Source organism: Candidatus Liberibacter sp. (genome assembly GCF_014048425.1).
Lineage (GTDB): Bacteria > Pseudomonadota > Alphaproteobacteria > Rhizobiales > Rhizobiaceae > Liberibacter.
In genome coordinates this window covers 1-17,447 of the sequence record NZ_JACETX010000031.1, presented here as the reverse complement: position 1 = coordinate 17,447, position 17,447 = coordinate 1, and the positions used below count along the sequence as shown (strand labels likewise).

Sequence of the window (17,447 nt, the reverse complement as noted above, 5' to 3'; positions counted from 1 at the left end):
TCGACTCCACTAACTTGGAAACAAAACCATATACTATATTTATTAATGCCATCGCATAAAAAGCGATTTCCATCTATTGAGAACATATAATCCTTGTTTAACGTTACGATTCCTAGCATTCATACTCCATTAATATACAAAGGAATCTACGAAAGTAGCATATTCAAATCACTAATAATCGGAACATCAACACGAACATTCTTAATTAATTGACGGGATATCAATATCTACATAAATTTTCTTTGAATTGAGCAAATCAAAAAAAACCTTTCCCTACGCCCAAAATATCAAACTCAAAAATTTGCGAATTATTGCAATCTATTGCTACAGAAAACTGAATAAAAAAAAACCTTTACATCCACAGAAACACATGCCTATTCCTGCATGAATTTATTCAATTGCTACAAAAATGCAAGAACCTCTCGTCTCACCGAATTGCAATGCATTTAGTATTTTATATCCTGATTTTGACAAACATTCCTTTTTAAAGATCATGTGCGCGGAACGCAACTCAGGCGCCCTCTAACCTACCCATTGGAACGTCATTCTCAAAATCCCGCTTGAAGCGTCTTCTAAATGCACAAAACTTTGCCCATAATAATTCAGAAAAATCAAGAATTAAACGAATTTTTCTTCAATCAATCGTTGAATTTTCTTCTATCACGAACGATACACAAAACACAATCTGTTGATTTTAATTGTTTTTTTAATGGTTTAGTCGCATTTATAAAAAGATACAACTGATCCCTTTAACTGTCCATATTTTATTCGCTACCGCCCCCATAACTGGCGTTACAATAAAAAGAAAAAATCACAAAGGATTCCACACACCCCTCAACCTCTCATAGAGTATCGGCGTAAAGCCTCCTTGAAAAAGCAATAAAAAAACTACAAAAGTTTTAAAATAGAACTTTATCGCATTATATAATCTATGATGAGCAATGTCATTGTTCAATGACCTCTTAAAATACTGTAAAAACAATAAATCATCCCAATAAGCCCCATCTCTAAAACAAGAATCTTGTCTCTCAGGAGAGTGATCCTTTAATGCTCCATTTGATTGCGTATCCGTATTGTTTTCCACCAGACAAAACCCATTTTTGCATTTCACAGGAAGCGTTCTCTCAACCTTCAGAATCTACACGTTTCCGGAGCATACGAGTCTGATACGTTCCGATACCAAGATTGAAAACAAAATCTCCACAAGAGTGGGTATGTGATTAATGTTTAGAAAACAATATCCGCCACATTCTAAAGATCTTCGCGATAATGAACGTTATGTCTTTCTTCTTTAGGGATTGAAAGCAACGTCAGAAAAATGGGAAAAATTTTGAATACTTAGCTTAGGTCCTTGGATGTATCTTGGATGAGCAGTTCATCCGCTTGTTGTTCCGATATCTTTATGCCCTCACGAATATAAAATCCTGTATAGCCATAATCGACAGTCCACACTCCAGTAGGACAGCGATAGGATTTTTAAGAAAAAAAAACCCTTCAAAGATTTTAATGATGAGGTCAATCAAATATGATGCAATTTTACCCATGAATTCATTTTTTATCCTTAACAAAGATTTAAATCCCTCTCCACCCCTTGACATAATAAGCAAGATCATAACCTAATTAGGGTTCTAAGAATCATTGTTGTATTATTCGTTAATTTACACCAAGGGTTGTGTATTTATTCTTGTTTTTGGGCTCTACTGAAGCTTATCCCTTATTGAAAAACAAGGTTCATCCTAAATCGTTTGAAATAGTTGATAGGATATACTTATGAAAAAAAAATTAAGTTTGATGCAAGTGTTGTTAATGTTTACTGGTGTGTCTTGTGGACCATATTTCTTAGTAAATTTTGGAACCCAGATGCATAATCTCAATATGTTATCGTTGCTGATAGCCTTTATTTTTATGGGTTTCTTCTATTACCAATTTATGTTGCTTTTAGAAGATCTAGCAAAGTCCACAAATTCTACCGACATACGTGATATGGTAATGGCAGTTCAACCAAAATATCACACAGTATGCACATGGTTGTTTTATATATATTTTGTCGTTATTTTAACAATTCTGACCTCACTAACAAAAACAACGCTTGATTGTTTTGGTTTTATACCAAATATCGTGCAGTATGGATTAATATTTTCTGTGTTATTCCTAGGAGGAAAGTATGAGAATTTATTAATAGGAAGTGATGTTTTATTCAATTTAATTAAATTTTTCTTTGTTTCTTCTTTTATCATAGTGGCGATCTTGTTCTTTTATAGCCATCCTGAAAGTTCTATTCTGAAACAGAATATGACTCTTGGAATCAGTTTCAACACAATAATCTCTGGTTTATTGTTTGCTATGGGATGTTTTGTGGGAATGGACACTATATTGCATGTAAAAAGCGATATGGATGAAAAAGTTTTTCGGAAAGCTCTTCGTGCGATTCCGATAATTGCTGGCTCTATATATGTACTCATTATCTTAGTATCTGGATCTATTTTTACCTCAGAAGAGCAAGGGATTAATTTAATTCCTGCGTTTTTTAAAGATAAATTAGGTTTAATGTTAATTAATCGTATAGAGTTATCTTTAATGCTTATAATGCAATTCTCTAGCATTATGACAATGTTGTATTTAGCGTCAAAAATGAGCAGATTATGTTTACCGAAAGTAATCGTAGAAAAGAAATTTGGCGCAAATGCTTTCACTATAGCTATGTGGATAGTTGCGTTTTTTTCTGCAGGAAATGGTATTGCCTTTATTTTCGAAGTTTTTATGTGCATCATTGGGATACACTTTCCTATTTTACATATACTAAGAAGTAGACAGTTAAAACAAAAGGTCAGTATAAAAGCAGTATTATTTTTTATAATATATTTATTGCTTTTTATTAAAAAGGTATATGATTTAATCCCATAGCTTGTGATAACTCATTGTTTTCCTAAAAGAGGGGATTATTTATCCCCTCTTTTCTTCTAATAAGATTGTAAAAACATAAATCGTTGATTTAAAAGAAGCTTTTTAGAATATGTTCTCTTGCCTTTTTAAATCAAGGTGCAACTTTCTGTTGTATTATTCTACTATTTTTCTTCACTATCGATACAAAGGAAATCCCCCATACAATCAACAAAATCATTTCCTCTTACCACCCAAAATAGAATCATTGATTCTATGAGATATTCTTTATGCCAATCCCTAACCTTTTAACAATAAAACTTCACCTCCTCATATTCTCTTTGGGAAAACAAGATCAGAGAGTCTCTTGGCACCAATAAAAACCCATTGGCGTATCTCATGAGAAGAATTTTCCCGATTTTACGGACATCAATGGGTAAAAAACAATCCAAAATATCGTTGTTAGCGAACACACCAAATCATTGATACCTATAATCCAATTGATACCAGTTTTAATTTTTTTTGGATTCCAGCTGTTCTCATCTTATGGGTAGATCAGATTGATCTATTCAAAAAAATTTAATATTTAAAATCTTTAATGCTCAAAGATCGCAAATATTTAAGAATACAAAATCTTTCTATTTGAATATCTTTCAATAAAACTTCTCTTGTTAAAAAAAACCACCAAAAATAGGCAAGACCGATTTTACTTTGCATCCAAACCATAACAAGAATGTAAGGCTCGCACAGCTAATTCAGTATATTCACTATCAATTAAGACAGATATTTTAATTTCAGATGTAGTAATTGCCTTAATATTTATGCCCTTCTCCGCAAAACAAAGAAAAAAATCTGAAGCTACCCCTGCATGACTGCGCATCCCAACACCTATAGCAGAAATTTTTACGAGCTTATCCTCGTGCTGAATAACATCATAACCAATATTTTCTCTATTATCAGCAAGAACAGTAAGCGCTTTTTGTAAACTCAACGAAGGAGTCGTAAAGGTCATATCCGTATACTGACCATCTTCAGAAATATTTTGGACAATCATGTCAACATTAATATTAGCTTTAGCAAGAGGAGAAAAAACAGATGCCGATACTCCCGGGCGATCTTGAAGGCGCCTTAAAGAAATTTGAGCCTCGTCCCTGGTATATGCAATCCCAGTAATAACTTCTTTTTCCATAATATCTTCCTCACTACAAATCAGTGTTCCTGGCAATTCTTGCTCCTCATCACTTAATTTATTCGCATCTGTAAAACTTGAACGCACGAAAAGACGAACTTGATGTAACATTGCCAACTCTACGGATCGAACTTGCATAACCTTAGCTCCGAGAGATGCCATCTCCAACATTTCCTCAAAGGATATTTTATGCATAAGACGAGCTTTCGGCTCAATACGCGGATCAGTAGTATAAATACCATCAACATCCGTATAAATTTCACAACGATCTGCATTCAAAGCAGCCGCTATCGCGACCGCCGAAGTATCAGATCCACCACGACCAAGTGTTGTAATATATCCTTCCGGACTCAATCCTTGAAAACCGGCTATAACCGCTACCTGTCCTTTGCCCATTTGAGAAATAATTTTTGCACCATCTATATGAGAGATACGTGCTTCCCCATGAGAATTGTCTGTAAGTATAGGAATTTGCCAACCTTGCCATGCTCTAGCTTGAATACCCATTGACTGCAAAGTCAATACCAAAAGACCAGAGGAAACCTGTTCTCCCGAAGAAACGACAACATCACTCTCACGCATACTATAGGGAAGTGATATCTGCCGACATAAAGAAACAAGCCTATCCGTTTCTCCGCTCATAGCCGATACAACGACGGCAACTTCTTGTCCCAAATCTACTTCGCGTTTCACATGCAAAGCGGCATTACGGATACAATCAATATTTGCAACAGACGTACCACCAAATTTTATAACAATACGTGCCATACTAGATCCAATACAGGTTTTGTTATAAAGATATGCGATATCTGAAAATCATTCCAATCCTTTTTCAAAAAAAAAGGCTCATAAAAAATCTTCATATCCATAAAAACACAGAAGGAAATTAATTGCATGGAAACGAAATCTCAACACCACACGACAAAAAATCAAAAGGAAATAGAACAATTTTCAAATATAGCCTCTGAATGGTGGGATCCTAAAGGCAAATTCAGCCCTCTCCATAAAATCAATCCGCTACGATTAGCCTACATCCAAAACAAGATAGTACAACATTTCAAATGCAATATCCACAATTCACATCCTTTAAAAGGATTATGCATATTAGATTTAGGTTGCGGTGGCGGCTTATTATCGGAACCCCTGGCTAAAATGGGAGCAACTGTAGTCGGGATAGATCCTTCCCATCAGAATATTGAAATCGCCAAAAATCATGCGCATATGGAAGGAGTGAATATTGATTATCGTGTGGCTTGTGCTGAAGAAATCTCCCCATCCAATGAAACTTTCGATATTATTTTAAATATGGAAGTCATAGAACATGTCGAAAGTATTGATTACTTCGTGAAAACCTGTTGTTCTCTTCTCCGAAATAATGGATTGATGTTTATTTCCACAATCAATCGTAATTTAAAAGCTATGTTATTAGCAATCATCGGAGCTGAATACTTACTGCAATGGTTACCACGAGGTACTCATAAATACGAGAAATTCGTCAAGCCAGAAGAACTCGAATCCCTTTTAGCAAAAAATGATGTAAAAACCATAGATCGTATTGGCGTAACTTACAATATAATACTCAATCAATGGTATCTATCTACAACTAATATGGATGTAAACTATATGATATTAGCACATCTTCCAAAGTAAAATCGATATACGCATAACTTATAAATCCGCAATGACACCATCCTTAATCGTAATTTGTCGATCCATACGTGCCGCAAGATCATGGTTATGGGTTGCAATTAACGCTGCCAAACCAAAATGAAATACTAAATCCTTCAAAACATCAAATACCCGTACTGCTGTCGCAGGATCCAGATTTCCTGTTGGCTCATCTGCCAAAAGAAGCAACGGAGTATTCGCAACTGCTCGACAGATTGCTACCCTCTGTTGTTCACCTCCAGAAATATCAGCAGGACGACGTTTGGCATAGTGAGCCATTTCCATACGATCCAAAAGATTCATGGCATGATGATGTGCCTGGGCATAGTCAATTCCAGAAATAATCTGTGGCAAAATAATGTTTTCTATTATGGAGAAATCAGATAAAAGATGGTGATACTGATATACAAAACCAATTTTAGAAGAACGTAGCGATGCTTTTTGCTTGTCAGGCAATTCATTGCATAATTGACCATCAATGATAATGTTTCCCTCATCGGGTCGTTCTAATAAACCTGAAATATGTAAAATAGTTGATTTTCCTGTTCCTGACGGGGAAACAAGTGCAACCATTTCACCTCGCTTCAAATTGAGATCAATGTTTTTAAGAATCGATAAAGAAGCACCACTCACCTCTCTATAACTTTGCTTGATGCCTTGAAGAACCAATACTTCTCTATTGCTCAACGCACTCTCCTATTCATAACGCAAAGCTTTTACAGGATCTATGCGAGAAGCTCTCCTGCTAGGGAAAATCGTTGCTATAAATGACAAGCAAATCGCCATTATAACAACTAATGAGACTTCTAGCCAAGAAATTTTAGCTGGCAACTCACTAAAGAAATATACATCTGTGTTAAATATTACGACACCAAAATAGCGCAATAAGAATTGCCTTATCGCTTCGATATTAAGGGAAATGGCTACACCACTAAGAACCCCCGCACAGGTTCCAGAAAAACCAATAAAAGCACCAATCATAAAAAAAATGCGCATAATAGAATCTGAACTTGCGCCTATGGTTCGCAAAATAGCGATATCTCGACCTTTTTCTTTAACCAACATCACCAAACCAGAAATAATATTAAGAGAGGCGACTAAAACTATCAATGTCAGAATAATAAACATGACGTTGTGCTCAACTTCCATCGCCGAAAAGAACGTGTGATATCGTTGTCTCCAATCAACAACCGATACTTCCCCTCCAAAAATACCTTGAATTTTATCACATGTTCTTGCGACAAGATCAGGATCTTTTATAAAAATATCAATACCTGAAATTGCATTTTCGATATTAAAATATAGTTGCGCTTCTTTAAGCGGCATATAAATTATCCCGCTGTCATGATCATGAACACGAGTCTGAAATATTGCAGAAACTGTATAGGACTTTGAGCGAGCCCCTATGCCCAGAGGTGTAATATCCCCATCAGGAGAGAGGATTTTTATTGTATCTCCTAATGATATTCCTAAAGAATCGGCAAGAGATTCTCCTATATAAATCCCTTTGCCTTCATCAAATTTATCCTCTTTATCGTAGGAAATATCCGAAGTAGAATCAAAAAGTTTTAAAAAATCATTTCTAGTCAAACCACGTACTGATACGCCAGATCCTCCAGGATTATGACCAGAAATAAATGCCTGACCACTTATAAAAGGCAAAACTTTCGTAACATCCGGAATAGAACTAAGTTGATCTACAAGAGAGTTATAATTTTTGAAAGGAAAATATCTCGGCTGAACGGTTATATGCCCACTAATCCCCAAAATACGCGTAATGATAGTTGAACGAAAACCGTTCATAACTGACATCACAACTATTAATGCCATGACTCCAAGCATAACGCCAACAAATGACAAAATTGCAGAGACAGAAATAAACGCTTCATTACGACGCGAAAACAAATACCGCCAAGCAATCATTCTTTCAAATTTGGGAAAAAAACTTATCTTTATGCTCTTTTTCATACTCAATAATCTCATTCTTTCTCACAAATAATCTATGAGATAATTGATGGCTCTCTCTGCATTCATAATTTCTATCTGTCCCGTCGCCCTATGCTTTATTTCAATCTCACCATGAGCAATAAACTTTGAACCAACAATCATTTGAAATGGAAAACCCAATAAATCAGCCGTGGCAAACTTAGATCCAGCCTGCTCATTCCTATCATCTAAAAAAACCTCTCCACCTGCTTTGGTGAGCGTTTCATAGATCTTTTCACAAACAGCTCTACATGCTTGGTTTTTGATATTTAAATTCATAAGAGATATATCAAAAGGAGATACAGAATGGGGCCAAATTATACCCTTTTCATCATGATAAGCTTCAATAATTGCAGGCACAACTCGCATAGGTCCAATTCCATAAGATCCCATATGCACATGATGCTCTTTGCCATCTGATCCCTTAACTTTAGCCGACATTGGTCGAGAATATTTTGTACCAAAATAAAAAATATGCCCGACCTCAATACCCCGCGCCGAAAGTCGCTTATCGGCTGCAATAGAATTAAACAGAACTTCGTCCTGCATCTCAGAAGTCGCTGCATAAGGTTGAGTCCATTTTTCTACGATATCTCTTAAACCGACGACATCATCAAAATCTGTGGTTTTCGGCGGAATAGGCAAATCAAGAAAATCATTACAACAAAAAACTTCCGTTTCACCCGTATCGGCAAGAACAATGAATTCATGGCTTAAATCCCCTCCAATGGGACCGGATTCTGCACGCATCGGTATAGCCTTTAGTCCTAGGCGATCAAAAATTCGCAAATACGATACGAACATTTTATTATAGGAATGCTCGGAATCCTCGCGTGTCAAATCAAACGAATAGGCATCTTTCATAAGGAATTCACGGGAACGCATCGTACCAAAACGCGGCCTGACCTCATCTCGAAACTTCAATTGAAGTTGATAAAGATTTAACGGAAGATCTTTATAGGATTTAATATATGAACGAAAAATATCCGTCATTAATTCTTCATTGGTCGGACCATAAATCATTGGCTTATCATATCTATCCGAAAATCGCAGCATTTCCTTGCCATAAGAATCATAACGACCACTTTCACGCCACAAGTCTACTGATTGCAACGTTGGCATCAAAAGCTCCATTGCACCTGCTCGATCTTGCTCCTCACGAATAATGGCACTAACCTTATCCAGAACCTTTTTTCCTAAAGGAAGCCAAGAGTAAATCCCTTTTGAATGCTGACGAATCATCCCTAAACGCAACATAAGCTGATGGGAAATAATCTCTGCATTCTTAGGAATCTCTTGCATGATTGGCAAAAAATATCGCGACATTCTCATGAAAACACTCCTAAAAAACCAAAAAGATCCTTTTTGATAAAAAAATCAAGAAATTTTACATATCCCTCCATCGTTTATCAAAAAACACTCTACTCCATAAGAAATTTCAAAAAGCATAGAAACAACATCGTTGTTACAATCTCTCCAAAACGGAGTTTCAACATATCCTTAAACTTAAATGGATGCAAAATTACCCAAAAAGGACTCTCCTTTTCAGAAAATTCGCTAAGCTATCAATAATATGGGGAAATACAAAACTTGACGTCACATATCTTAGTTGCGAGATCCCTTATTAATAAAAATCGTTACTATAGGCTTTTTTCCCCAAACCTGTTCAACAGTAGAACGTAAGGCACGACTAATAGCATCACGTAATAACCTAAAATCTTTTCGCTGAGAACGAGGTATATTGCCCACAGTTGTCATGATTGTCTTCAACAAAATCTCACTAAGCCGGTTCCCTTCACTGCAGTAAGACGGCAAGCCTATATTTACAACTTCTGGCTTACCTATAATATCACAATGACCATCTAGAACCACACTGGCAGCTAGATGACCAACGCGGGAAAGTTTCTTCCTTTTAGCGATCCCGAGATCTTCAAAATCACCTATCAAATAGCCATCCTTGAAAATCCTTCCATGAATGACTTCACCTATAACCCCAACTGGATCGGGAAACAGGCGTAATATTTGACCATTTCGAACAGAAGGTACGATAGGAACGCCTATCTGCAAAGCAAGATCATTCTGCGCGACAAGATGTATAGGTTCACCATGAATTGCGACTGCTATTTTTGGTTTCACCCATTCATACATACTTTTGAGATCTTTCCGATACGGATGACCCGAAACATGTACTGGTCTTTCTAAATCTTCCGTTATCACCCGGACACCACGTTCTATTAACTTGTTCTTCACATCATTGACCGCAATTTCATTCCCCAGAATAGTACGAGAAGAAAATATCACTATATCCTTTTCCTGCAATGTTATATTACGCATTTCATTGCGTGCCAACTTAGCTAGCGCAGAACGTGGCTCTCCTTGGCTACCAGTCAGAATAACAACCACCTTCTTGCGATCATATAATCCAAAACTCTCTTCTGGAATAAACGATTGATCTGGGTTTATTAAACCAATGGAACTAGACACACTTGCAACTCTCTTCAACGAAGAACCAAGAAGCAATACCTCTCGTCCTAATTTTTTAGCAATAGTGATAATACTACAAATCCGACCAACGTTTGACGAAAAAGTTGTAATCGCGACACAGCCCTCGGCTGTTTTGATAAAATCGTATAAATTTTCACTCACTTCTTCTTCTGAAGTATAGGCTTCTTCATCCGTTGCATTCGTGGAATCACACATGAGAGCAAGGACTCCTTCTTTACCTATAGAACATAAAGAATCCTTATCTGTCATTCCTCCAGGAATCACAGTATCTCCAAGCTTCCAATCACCTGTATGCACAATATTTCCTACTGGAGTACGTATGATGAATGCCATAGATTCAGGAATAGAATGATTTACTTGCACAGCTTCTATTAAAAATGGTTTTATATCAATTTTATCTCCTGCCTTAAAAGGCTTGCACAAAACATCTGCGGGAACACGTTCATACACACTTTTGGCTTCTAAAAGACCAAGCGCAAAGGGAGATGCATAAACAGGAACATCGCCTAAAAATGGACATAGATCAAGAATCGCACCGTAATGATCCTCGTGTGCATGCGTAATAATAATCGCAACAAGATTCTTACGCTCTTCTAAAAGGAAACTAATATCTGGAAAAACAAGATCTACACCTGGCAAATCATCTTTCGGAAAGGCAACACCACAATCAACCATTATCCATTGGCGATTTTCAGGAATGCCATATCCATAAAGTGCCATGTTCATTCCAATTTCACCGACACCACCAAGTGGCAAAAAAACTAAGTCTTCCTGTTTTATCATATACTATCTTTCGTTTTATCCAAAAATATCTCCTGTAGAGAACTCCCGAAAACAACCATTTTCTTCTTCTAATAATAAGTGCCCAAAATCATCTACTCCAATAAAACGACCTGAAATTGAATTATTAGGAAGATTGATCGTTATCGATTCACCTATCCCCGATGCAAAGCAACGCCAAATTCTCATGATTTCCGCTTGACCGTCACCTTTCTTCCACATAACCAATATTCGAGAAACCTCTTGAAAAAGCATCTGAAGGATATCTTTTAACTCTACAAAAATCCCTTCTCTTTGCAAGAATGTTACTGGATAAGAAATATTCTTAGGACAATGTGCAATGTTAATACCTATCCCAATGACAATTGCTTGCAAATCATTCTTCAATTTTGAAGTCTCAATTAATATTCCCGCAACCTTACGCTGAAAAATTAACAAATCATTGGGCCATTTTATTTTAATATCCACTCCAATAGGTGCAAAATTTGCTATAGCCGAACGTACGGCAACAGCAATAGCAAACGGTAACAACGCCAGCAAATCCTTGGATAAAGAATCAACCAATAACAATGAAGCATATAGATTTCCTGCATCAGAAACCCAAACTTTCCCCCTACGTCCTCGACCATTCGTCTGACGAGAAGCCACTATCCACAAGCCACCTGGATCACCAGATAACGCACGATTAATACACTCAATGTTTGTAGAAAAGATAGTATCAAAAAATTCATAACGAAAGTTTTGACAAACATTCCATTGAGAAGAACCTAGAAGAACCATCAAAACAGCGACGACATAGCAACGCCGATCCAAGAATTTAAGCTTCGCTCAAATAGGAAATAAGCAATAGCAAAAAAACCAATAACACCAAGTATCAGTCTTATTTCCTTCCTAACAAGGATGAGAATAGAATCATCAATGACTTTATCAAACCACATAACCTTTACAATACGCAAATAATAGTAAGCAGAAACTACAGAAGACAATAAACCAATGATAGTGAATAAATAAAGTTTTCTATCTATCGCGGAAAAAAAAACAAAATACTTACCAAAAAAACCCGCAAAAGGAGGAATTCCCGCCAACGAAAACATGAGGACGGTCAATATACAAGCCAAAAAAGGATCACGTTTCGATAAGCCCGATAAATCAGAAATATTCTTGATATTCTTTCCATCCTGGTAACGCAGAGACAACATACAGGAAAAACTCCCTAAAACCATGACCAAATATATTACCATATACCGAATCATGGCAGAAATTCCTAAAGCTGTACCAGTCAATAGCCCGAGAAAAGCATAACCTACATGAACTATAGAAGAATAAGCCATAAAACGTCTTAAGTCCTTCTGTCCAATCGCAGCAACGGAACCCAGAACCATTGAAGAAACAGAAACAAACATAAAAATCTGTATCAAACTAGGGAAAACAGGACGAAAAGCATCAACCATTATACGAACAAGAGCCATGGTAACCGCAAATTTTGGAATAGTTGCCAAGAAAGCCGTAACCAACATGGGAGATCCTTCATAAACATCAGGCGTCCACATATGAAATGGAACCAGCGATATCTTAAAGAAAATACCAGCCAGAACAAATACAAGCCCAAGCATTACAATAAATGAATCATTTTCAACAAATAACGATATTGCTATATTTGAAAAATCCGTCCAACCCGTGAATCCGTAAATAAAAGACATTCCATATAATAGAAAACAGGAAGAAAGAGCCCCTAAAACAAAATATTTAAGAGCAGATTCAATCGAGTGCATACTACTACGATTCATAGCTACGATAACATAAAGTGCCAATGACTGAAGTTCTAATGACAGATAGAAAGATATCATATCATGAGCCGATATCATTAAGAGCATGCCCAAAATAGCAATCAATAAAACCACAGGAAATTCAAAACGACTAAATGGCTTCAAATGAACACAGCTAAGTATCATGATAAAAATGATTATAGAACCTGCTAGAACAATAGCCTTTGCAAATTGCGAAAAACCATCGGAAATATAAGCGGAGTTAAATCCAATTCCTTCAATATGCGTGAAAAATAGCGAGACGAATGCAGCTCCCAAAAGGACTATCGAAAGGAAAATCAAAGTATACGAAGAATTTTTGCGAGAGAATACACCTATTAACAAAAGGAAAAGACTTCCTATAGCAATAATGAGCTCAGGAATACAAAGACGTAAATCACCTATAATATTTGCAGAAATCATGACTGAAAATTTTGCCTTCTCTAATTATGGTTATGGAACAAATTTATGTTTCTTTATGACGCAAAATTTCTCATTATAATAGAAATAGGCATAGAAAAAGTTTTAAAAATTGGAGCAGGATATATTCCAAAGAAAAGCGTTATTGCAGCCAACGGATAAATAATGCAGAATTCACGAAACGAAATATCTTTCAAACCCCTCACTTCGTCACTATTCAAAACACCAAAAACAACTTTACGATAAAGCCACAAAGCGTATAACGCCGATAGTATAACACCTAACGAGGCAAAAAGCGCAATGATATGATTCTTTTGAAAAACGGATGCAATAACCAAAAACTCCCCAATAAATCCAGAAGTTCCAGGAAGACCAATATTAGACATAGTAAAAATCATAAATACTACCGCATACTTAGGCATATTATGAACCAATCCACCATAAGCAGAAATATCTCGCGTATGCAAGCGATCATAAATCATACCTATACAAAAAAACAAGGCACTCGATACAACACCATGTGACAACATCTGAAAAAGTGCCCCTTCAACGCCATCTCTCACTCCAGAAAATATACCCATAGTTACATATCCCATATGGGCTATCGAAGAATATGCTATTAGTTTTTTCATATCATTCTGAACTAGAGCTATCAAGGAAGCATATATAATAGCTATCACAGAAAAACATAAAATCACCGGTGCAAAAAACTGAGAAGCCTGCGGAAACATTGGCAAGAGAAACCTAATACAACCATATCCCCCTAATTTTAACATAATACCAGCTAGCAAAACTGAACCAGCTATTGGTGCTTGCACATGAGCGTTCGGCAACCAAGTATGAAAAGGTATCATAGGAATTTTTATTGCGAATGAACAGAAAAAAGCTACCCACAACCAATACTGCATATCCATCGAAAAACCAGGATTCGAATAAATCTCTATAATACTGCTTGTATTTTTCTCCGAACACACCACCATGATAGCCAACAACATAAAGACAGAACCAAAGAACGTGTAGAGAAAAAATTTATAAGCTGCATAAATACGATCTTCTCCCCCCCAAACACCAATTATAATGAACAAAGGGATTAAACTTGCTTCAAAGAATATGTAAAACAATACTATATCCAACGATAGAAACGCTCCTATCGTCATCGATTCAAGAACAAGAAGAGAAATCATATATTCTTTGAAACGCTCCTTTACAGATACCCAGCTTGCCAGAATACAAAGGGGCACCAAAAAAGAAGTTAGAACCACCAAAAGAACGGATATACCATCAATTCCAAGATGATAATTACCAAAAGAATCAATCCATTTGTAATACTCTACCATCTCAAATTGAGGGCTTTTTTCGTCAAATGAACCCCATATAAATAGAGACATGAGAAAATTTATCAGGCTCGTCCCCAGAGAAATCCCCAGAAAAGTCCTGCGACCATATCCTAAAAACGAAGAAAAAAGCAAAATTATCACACCAATAAACGGTGTAAACGTCACAATTGAGAGAAGTGGCATATTCCCCATAAAACATTTCCTCTCTATAGTATTAGAGTAACCAATACAGAAATTCCTATCAACATGGCAAATGCATAGTGATATAAATAGCCTGTTTGCAAGCGAATCGAACAAGAAACCACATAGCGAACACGATCTACAACAAAACCCGATCCATATCTATCTATGTATACATCAATCTTCTTCCAGAGATTTTCTCCCAAACGTCTTATCAATCGGACAAATAAAACATCATAAATCCGATCAAAGTACCAAGCATTTTGAAGAAAAGCATAAAAACAGGGGAAACTTTTTGCGAGAAATTTTGATGAATTAGGAAAACTTATATAAATAAGAAAAGAAACAAAAAAACCTGAAGAAAAAGCTATAAAAGGAGAAAATTTTACCCACCAAGGTGCTTCGTGATACATCTCAAGCATATGATTATGGGACGAAGTAAAAAGAGATCCCTTCCAAAAAGAGGCGTATCCGGTTCCAAAAAAGTAGTCACGAAAAATAAATCCAAAAAATATAGATCCAAATGCTAAAATATAAAGAGGAATCCGCATTACCAACGGAGACTCATGAAGATTCTTGACAACATCAATACTGACACGTTGTTTTCCAAAAAAAGTCAAGAACATTAATCTCCATGAGTAAAAGCTAGTAAAAAAAGCCGTGGTCAAAAGAAGATAAAAAGAAACCTTCGCAATCAAATGATCTGAGGACATATATACAGTTTCCATAATGATATCTTTCGAAAAAAAACCAGAAAAACCAATATTCGTCTCTGGGATTCCAAATCCCGTAAGCGATAAAGTCCCAATCATCATCATTAAAAATGTCACAGGAAGGTGTTTATATAATCCCCCCATACGACGCATATCCTGTTCTCCAGAAAGTGCATGTATAACAGAGCCAGCTCCTAAGAAAAGAAGCGCTTTAAAATATGCATGTGTAAAAAGATGGAAAACAGATGCTCCATAAGCACCACAACCCAATGCAACAAACATATAGCCCAATTGTGAACAGGTAGAATAAGCTATCACACGTTTAATATCATTTTGGACAAGACCAACCGTTGCCGCAAAAAAAGCCGTGATGGATCCGACAACTATAATACAATTTAATGCAATAGAAGAGAGTTCAAATAGTGGAGACATCCTAGCTACGAGAAAAACTCCCGCTGTAACCATCGTAGCAGCATGAATAAGCGCAGAAACTGGCGTTGGTCCTTCCATCGCATCAGGAAGCCAAACATGCAATAAAAATTGGGCAGATTTTCCCATCGCTCCTAAAAATAGTAACAAACAAATTGCCGTAATCACATGTTGGGGATGCATCTGCTCCCCTAAAAAACTCAGATTCCTATGAAAGAAAACACCCTCATAGATAGAATCTCCTAATTCTAAATAACGAATAGATCGCGAAAAAACGGTATCAAATTCAACGGAAGAAAACAGATAAATAATTGCAGAAATAGCAAGAAGAAGACCCGCATCTCCAATTCTATTAACAACGAAAGCCTTCATTGAAGCTTTCAGCGTAGATTCCTTGGAAAACCAAAACCCAATTAGAAGATAGGACGTAAGACCAACGCCCTCCCAACCAAAAAACATTTGCAATAAATTATCAGAGGCAACCAATACAAGCATCGCAAAAGTAAAAAGCGATAAGTAAGCAAAAAACCGACGGCGATGCGGATCGTCATGCATATAACCAATAGAATATACATGAACAACAGCAGAAACAGAGTTGATAACTATAAACATGACAGATGTAAGGGCATCAATGCGCAATCCCCAATACACAGTAAGATTAGAAGATGTGATCCAATGGAGTATTTCATGTTTTATCACTTGGAAATTTGCATTTCCAAAACCAACATCGAAAAAAACCTTCCAAGAGAGTAAAGCCACTATGACCATTATCCCGGAAGTAAAAAACTCAGGAAATCTTCTTCCCATCGAACGACAAGAAAATCCAGAAACTATCGCTCCAAAAAGAGGAAGAAAAACTATAGCCTCATAAATCATAGTTAAAAACTCAACCTCTCATCGTATTAAAATCCTCAACGGCAATTGAACCGCGATTTCTATAAAAAACAACTAAAATTGCCAGCCCTATAGCAGTTTCAGCTGCGGCAACTACCAAAATAAAAAGTGAAAATACTTGACCAACAATATCATGCATATAAGAGGAGAAGGAAATCATGTTCAAATTAACTGCCATGAGCATAATCTCTATCGACATCAATATCGTAATAACGCTCCTGCGGTTAAAAAAAACTCCCGAACCTCCAATAATAAACAAGACAGCAGAAACAATTAAATAATGAGAAAGATCAACCTCCATCTTAAACCCCATGCCCTGATTTAACTTTAACTATCTCAACAGAATTATCGGGATGGCGTTTCAATTGCTTAGAAACATCCTGTCTCTTGATATTACGACGATGTCGAAGTATAAGAACAATTGAACCAATCATGGATACCAGCAAAATAAACCCGGCGATCTCAAGATGATAAGCGTAAACTGTATATAAAACTTTGCCAAGATATTCTGTATTATTATCCCTGAAATTCAGAATATCCTTCCTATTTTCCGTCTTTAAAACAACAAAACCACTAACACCTATAATTAATTCAATTGCCAGAACACCTATAAAAAAAGCCCCTAAAAATCCACGTTTTATCAAATAAGGTCTTGCTTCTT

The 17,447-nt window shown here is 36.3% G+C and carries 13 protein-coding genes and 1 pseudogene; 2 read left to right on the top strand and 12 right to left on the bottom strand.

All coding sequences use genetic code 11. The features are described 5' to 3' along the window. Window positions 1-1,338 precede the first annotated feature (1,338 nt). Window positions 1,339-1,461: pseudogene (locus H0G72_RS06440) on the bottom strand (glycoside hydrolase family protein); the annotation flags it as partial. A gap of 309 nt (window positions 1,462-1,770) precedes the next feature. On the opposite strand from H0G72_RS06440, the gene H0G72_RS04260 reads away from it, so the two are divergent. Further along, entirely contained in the window at window positions 1,771-2,904 is a 1,134-nt protein-coding gene (locus H0G72_RS04260; protein WP_182017539.1) for a hypothetical protein, read from the top strand. 682 nt (window positions 2,905-3,586) lie between these two features. Here the strand turns inward: H0G72_RS04260 and H0G72_RS04255 are convergent. Further along, on the bottom strand, window positions 3,587-4,837 hold the full coding sequence (locus tag H0G72_RS04255; protein ID WP_182017538.1) for an aspartate kinase: 1,251 nt from the start codon (window positions 4,835-4,837) through the stop codon (window positions 3,587-3,589). A gap of 126 nt (window positions 4,838-4,963) precedes the next feature. On the opposite strand from H0G72_RS04255, the gene ubiG reads away from it, so the two are divergent. Beyond that, window positions 4,964-5,719, top strand: a complete 756-nt coding sequence (gene ubiG, locus H0G72_RS04250; RefSeq protein WP_182017537.1) for a bifunctional 2-polyprenyl-6-hydroxyphenol methylase/3-demethylubiquinol 3-O-methyltransferase UbiG — start codon at window positions 4,964-4,966, stop codon at window positions 5,717-5,719. 18 nt (window positions 5,720-5,737) lie between these two features. Here ubiG and H0G72_RS04245 read toward each other — a convergent pair whose 3' ends face one another. The 10 genes from H0G72_RS04245 to H0G72_RS04200 all read right to left on the bottom strand — a co-directional run. Further along, complete coding sequence (locus H0G72_RS04245) at window positions 5,738-6,424, bottom strand: ABC transporter ATP-binding protein (RefSeq protein WP_182017536.1); 687 nt, start codon at window positions 6,422-6,424, stop codon at window positions 5,738-5,740. Window positions 6,425-6,433: 9 nt separating this feature from the next. Then, complete coding sequence (locus tag H0G72_RS04240; protein WP_259345140.1) at window positions 6,434-7,705, bottom strand: lipoprotein-releasing ABC transporter permease subunit; 1,272 nt, start codon at window positions 7,703-7,705, stop codon at window positions 6,434-6,436. Window positions 7,706-7,726: 21 nt separating this feature from the next. Continuing rightward, complete coding sequence (gene proS / locus H0G72_RS04235; RefSeq protein ID WP_182017535.1) at window positions 7,727-9,055, bottom strand: proline--tRNA ligase; 1,329 nt, start codon at window positions 9,053-9,055, stop codon at window positions 7,727-7,729. 273 nt (window positions 9,056-9,328) lie between these two features. Next, window positions 9,329-11,011, bottom strand: a complete 1,683-nt coding sequence (locus tag H0G72_RS04230; protein WP_182017534.1) for a ribonuclease J — start codon at window positions 11,009-11,011, stop codon at window positions 9,329-9,331. Between the two features lie 15 nt (window positions 11,012-11,026). Next, window positions 11,027-11,788 (bottom strand): biotin--[acetyl-CoA-carboxylase] ligase, encoded by a 762-nt coding sequence (locus H0G72_RS04225; protein WP_182017541.1) that lies wholly within the window; start codon window positions 11,786-11,788, stop codon window positions 11,027-11,029. Continuing rightward, window positions 11,788-13,236, bottom strand: a complete 1,449-nt coding sequence (gene nuoN / locus H0G72_RS04220; RefSeq protein WP_182017533.1) for an NADH-quinone oxidoreductase subunit NuoN — start codon at window positions 13,234-13,236, stop codon at window positions 11,788-11,790. The genes H0G72_RS04225 and nuoN overlap by 1 nt, the downstream gene beginning before the upstream one ends. A 53-nt stretch (window positions 13,237-13,289) precedes the next feature. Next, window positions 13,290-14,762, bottom strand: coding sequence for an NADH-quinone oxidoreductase subunit M (locus tag H0G72_RS04215; protein ID WP_182017532.1), 1,473 nt, complete (start codon window positions 14,760-14,762; stop codon window positions 13,290-13,292). A 14-nt stretch (window positions 14,763-14,776) separates the two neighbouring features. Continuing rightward, the gene (gene nuoL, locus H0G72_RS04210; protein ID WP_182017531.1) at window positions 14,777-16,768 is read right to left on the bottom strand and encodes an NADH-quinone oxidoreductase subunit L; all 1,992 of its coding nucleotides are present in this window, start codon (window positions 16,766-16,768) and stop codon (window positions 14,777-14,779) included. Between the two features lie 10 nt (window positions 16,769-16,778). Then, window positions 16,779-17,087: an NADH-quinone oxidoreductase subunit NuoK gene (gene nuoK, locus H0G72_RS04205; RefSeq protein ID WP_182017540.1), complete on the bottom strand. Its 309-nt coding sequence runs from the start codon at window positions 17,085-17,087 to the stop codon at window positions 16,779-16,781. A 1-nt stretch (window position 17,088) separates the two neighbouring features. Beyond that, the coding region (locus H0G72_RS04200; RefSeq protein ID WP_182017530.1) for an NADH-quinone oxidoreductase subunit J at window positions 17,089-17,447 on the bottom strand (359 nt) is incomplete at its 5' end.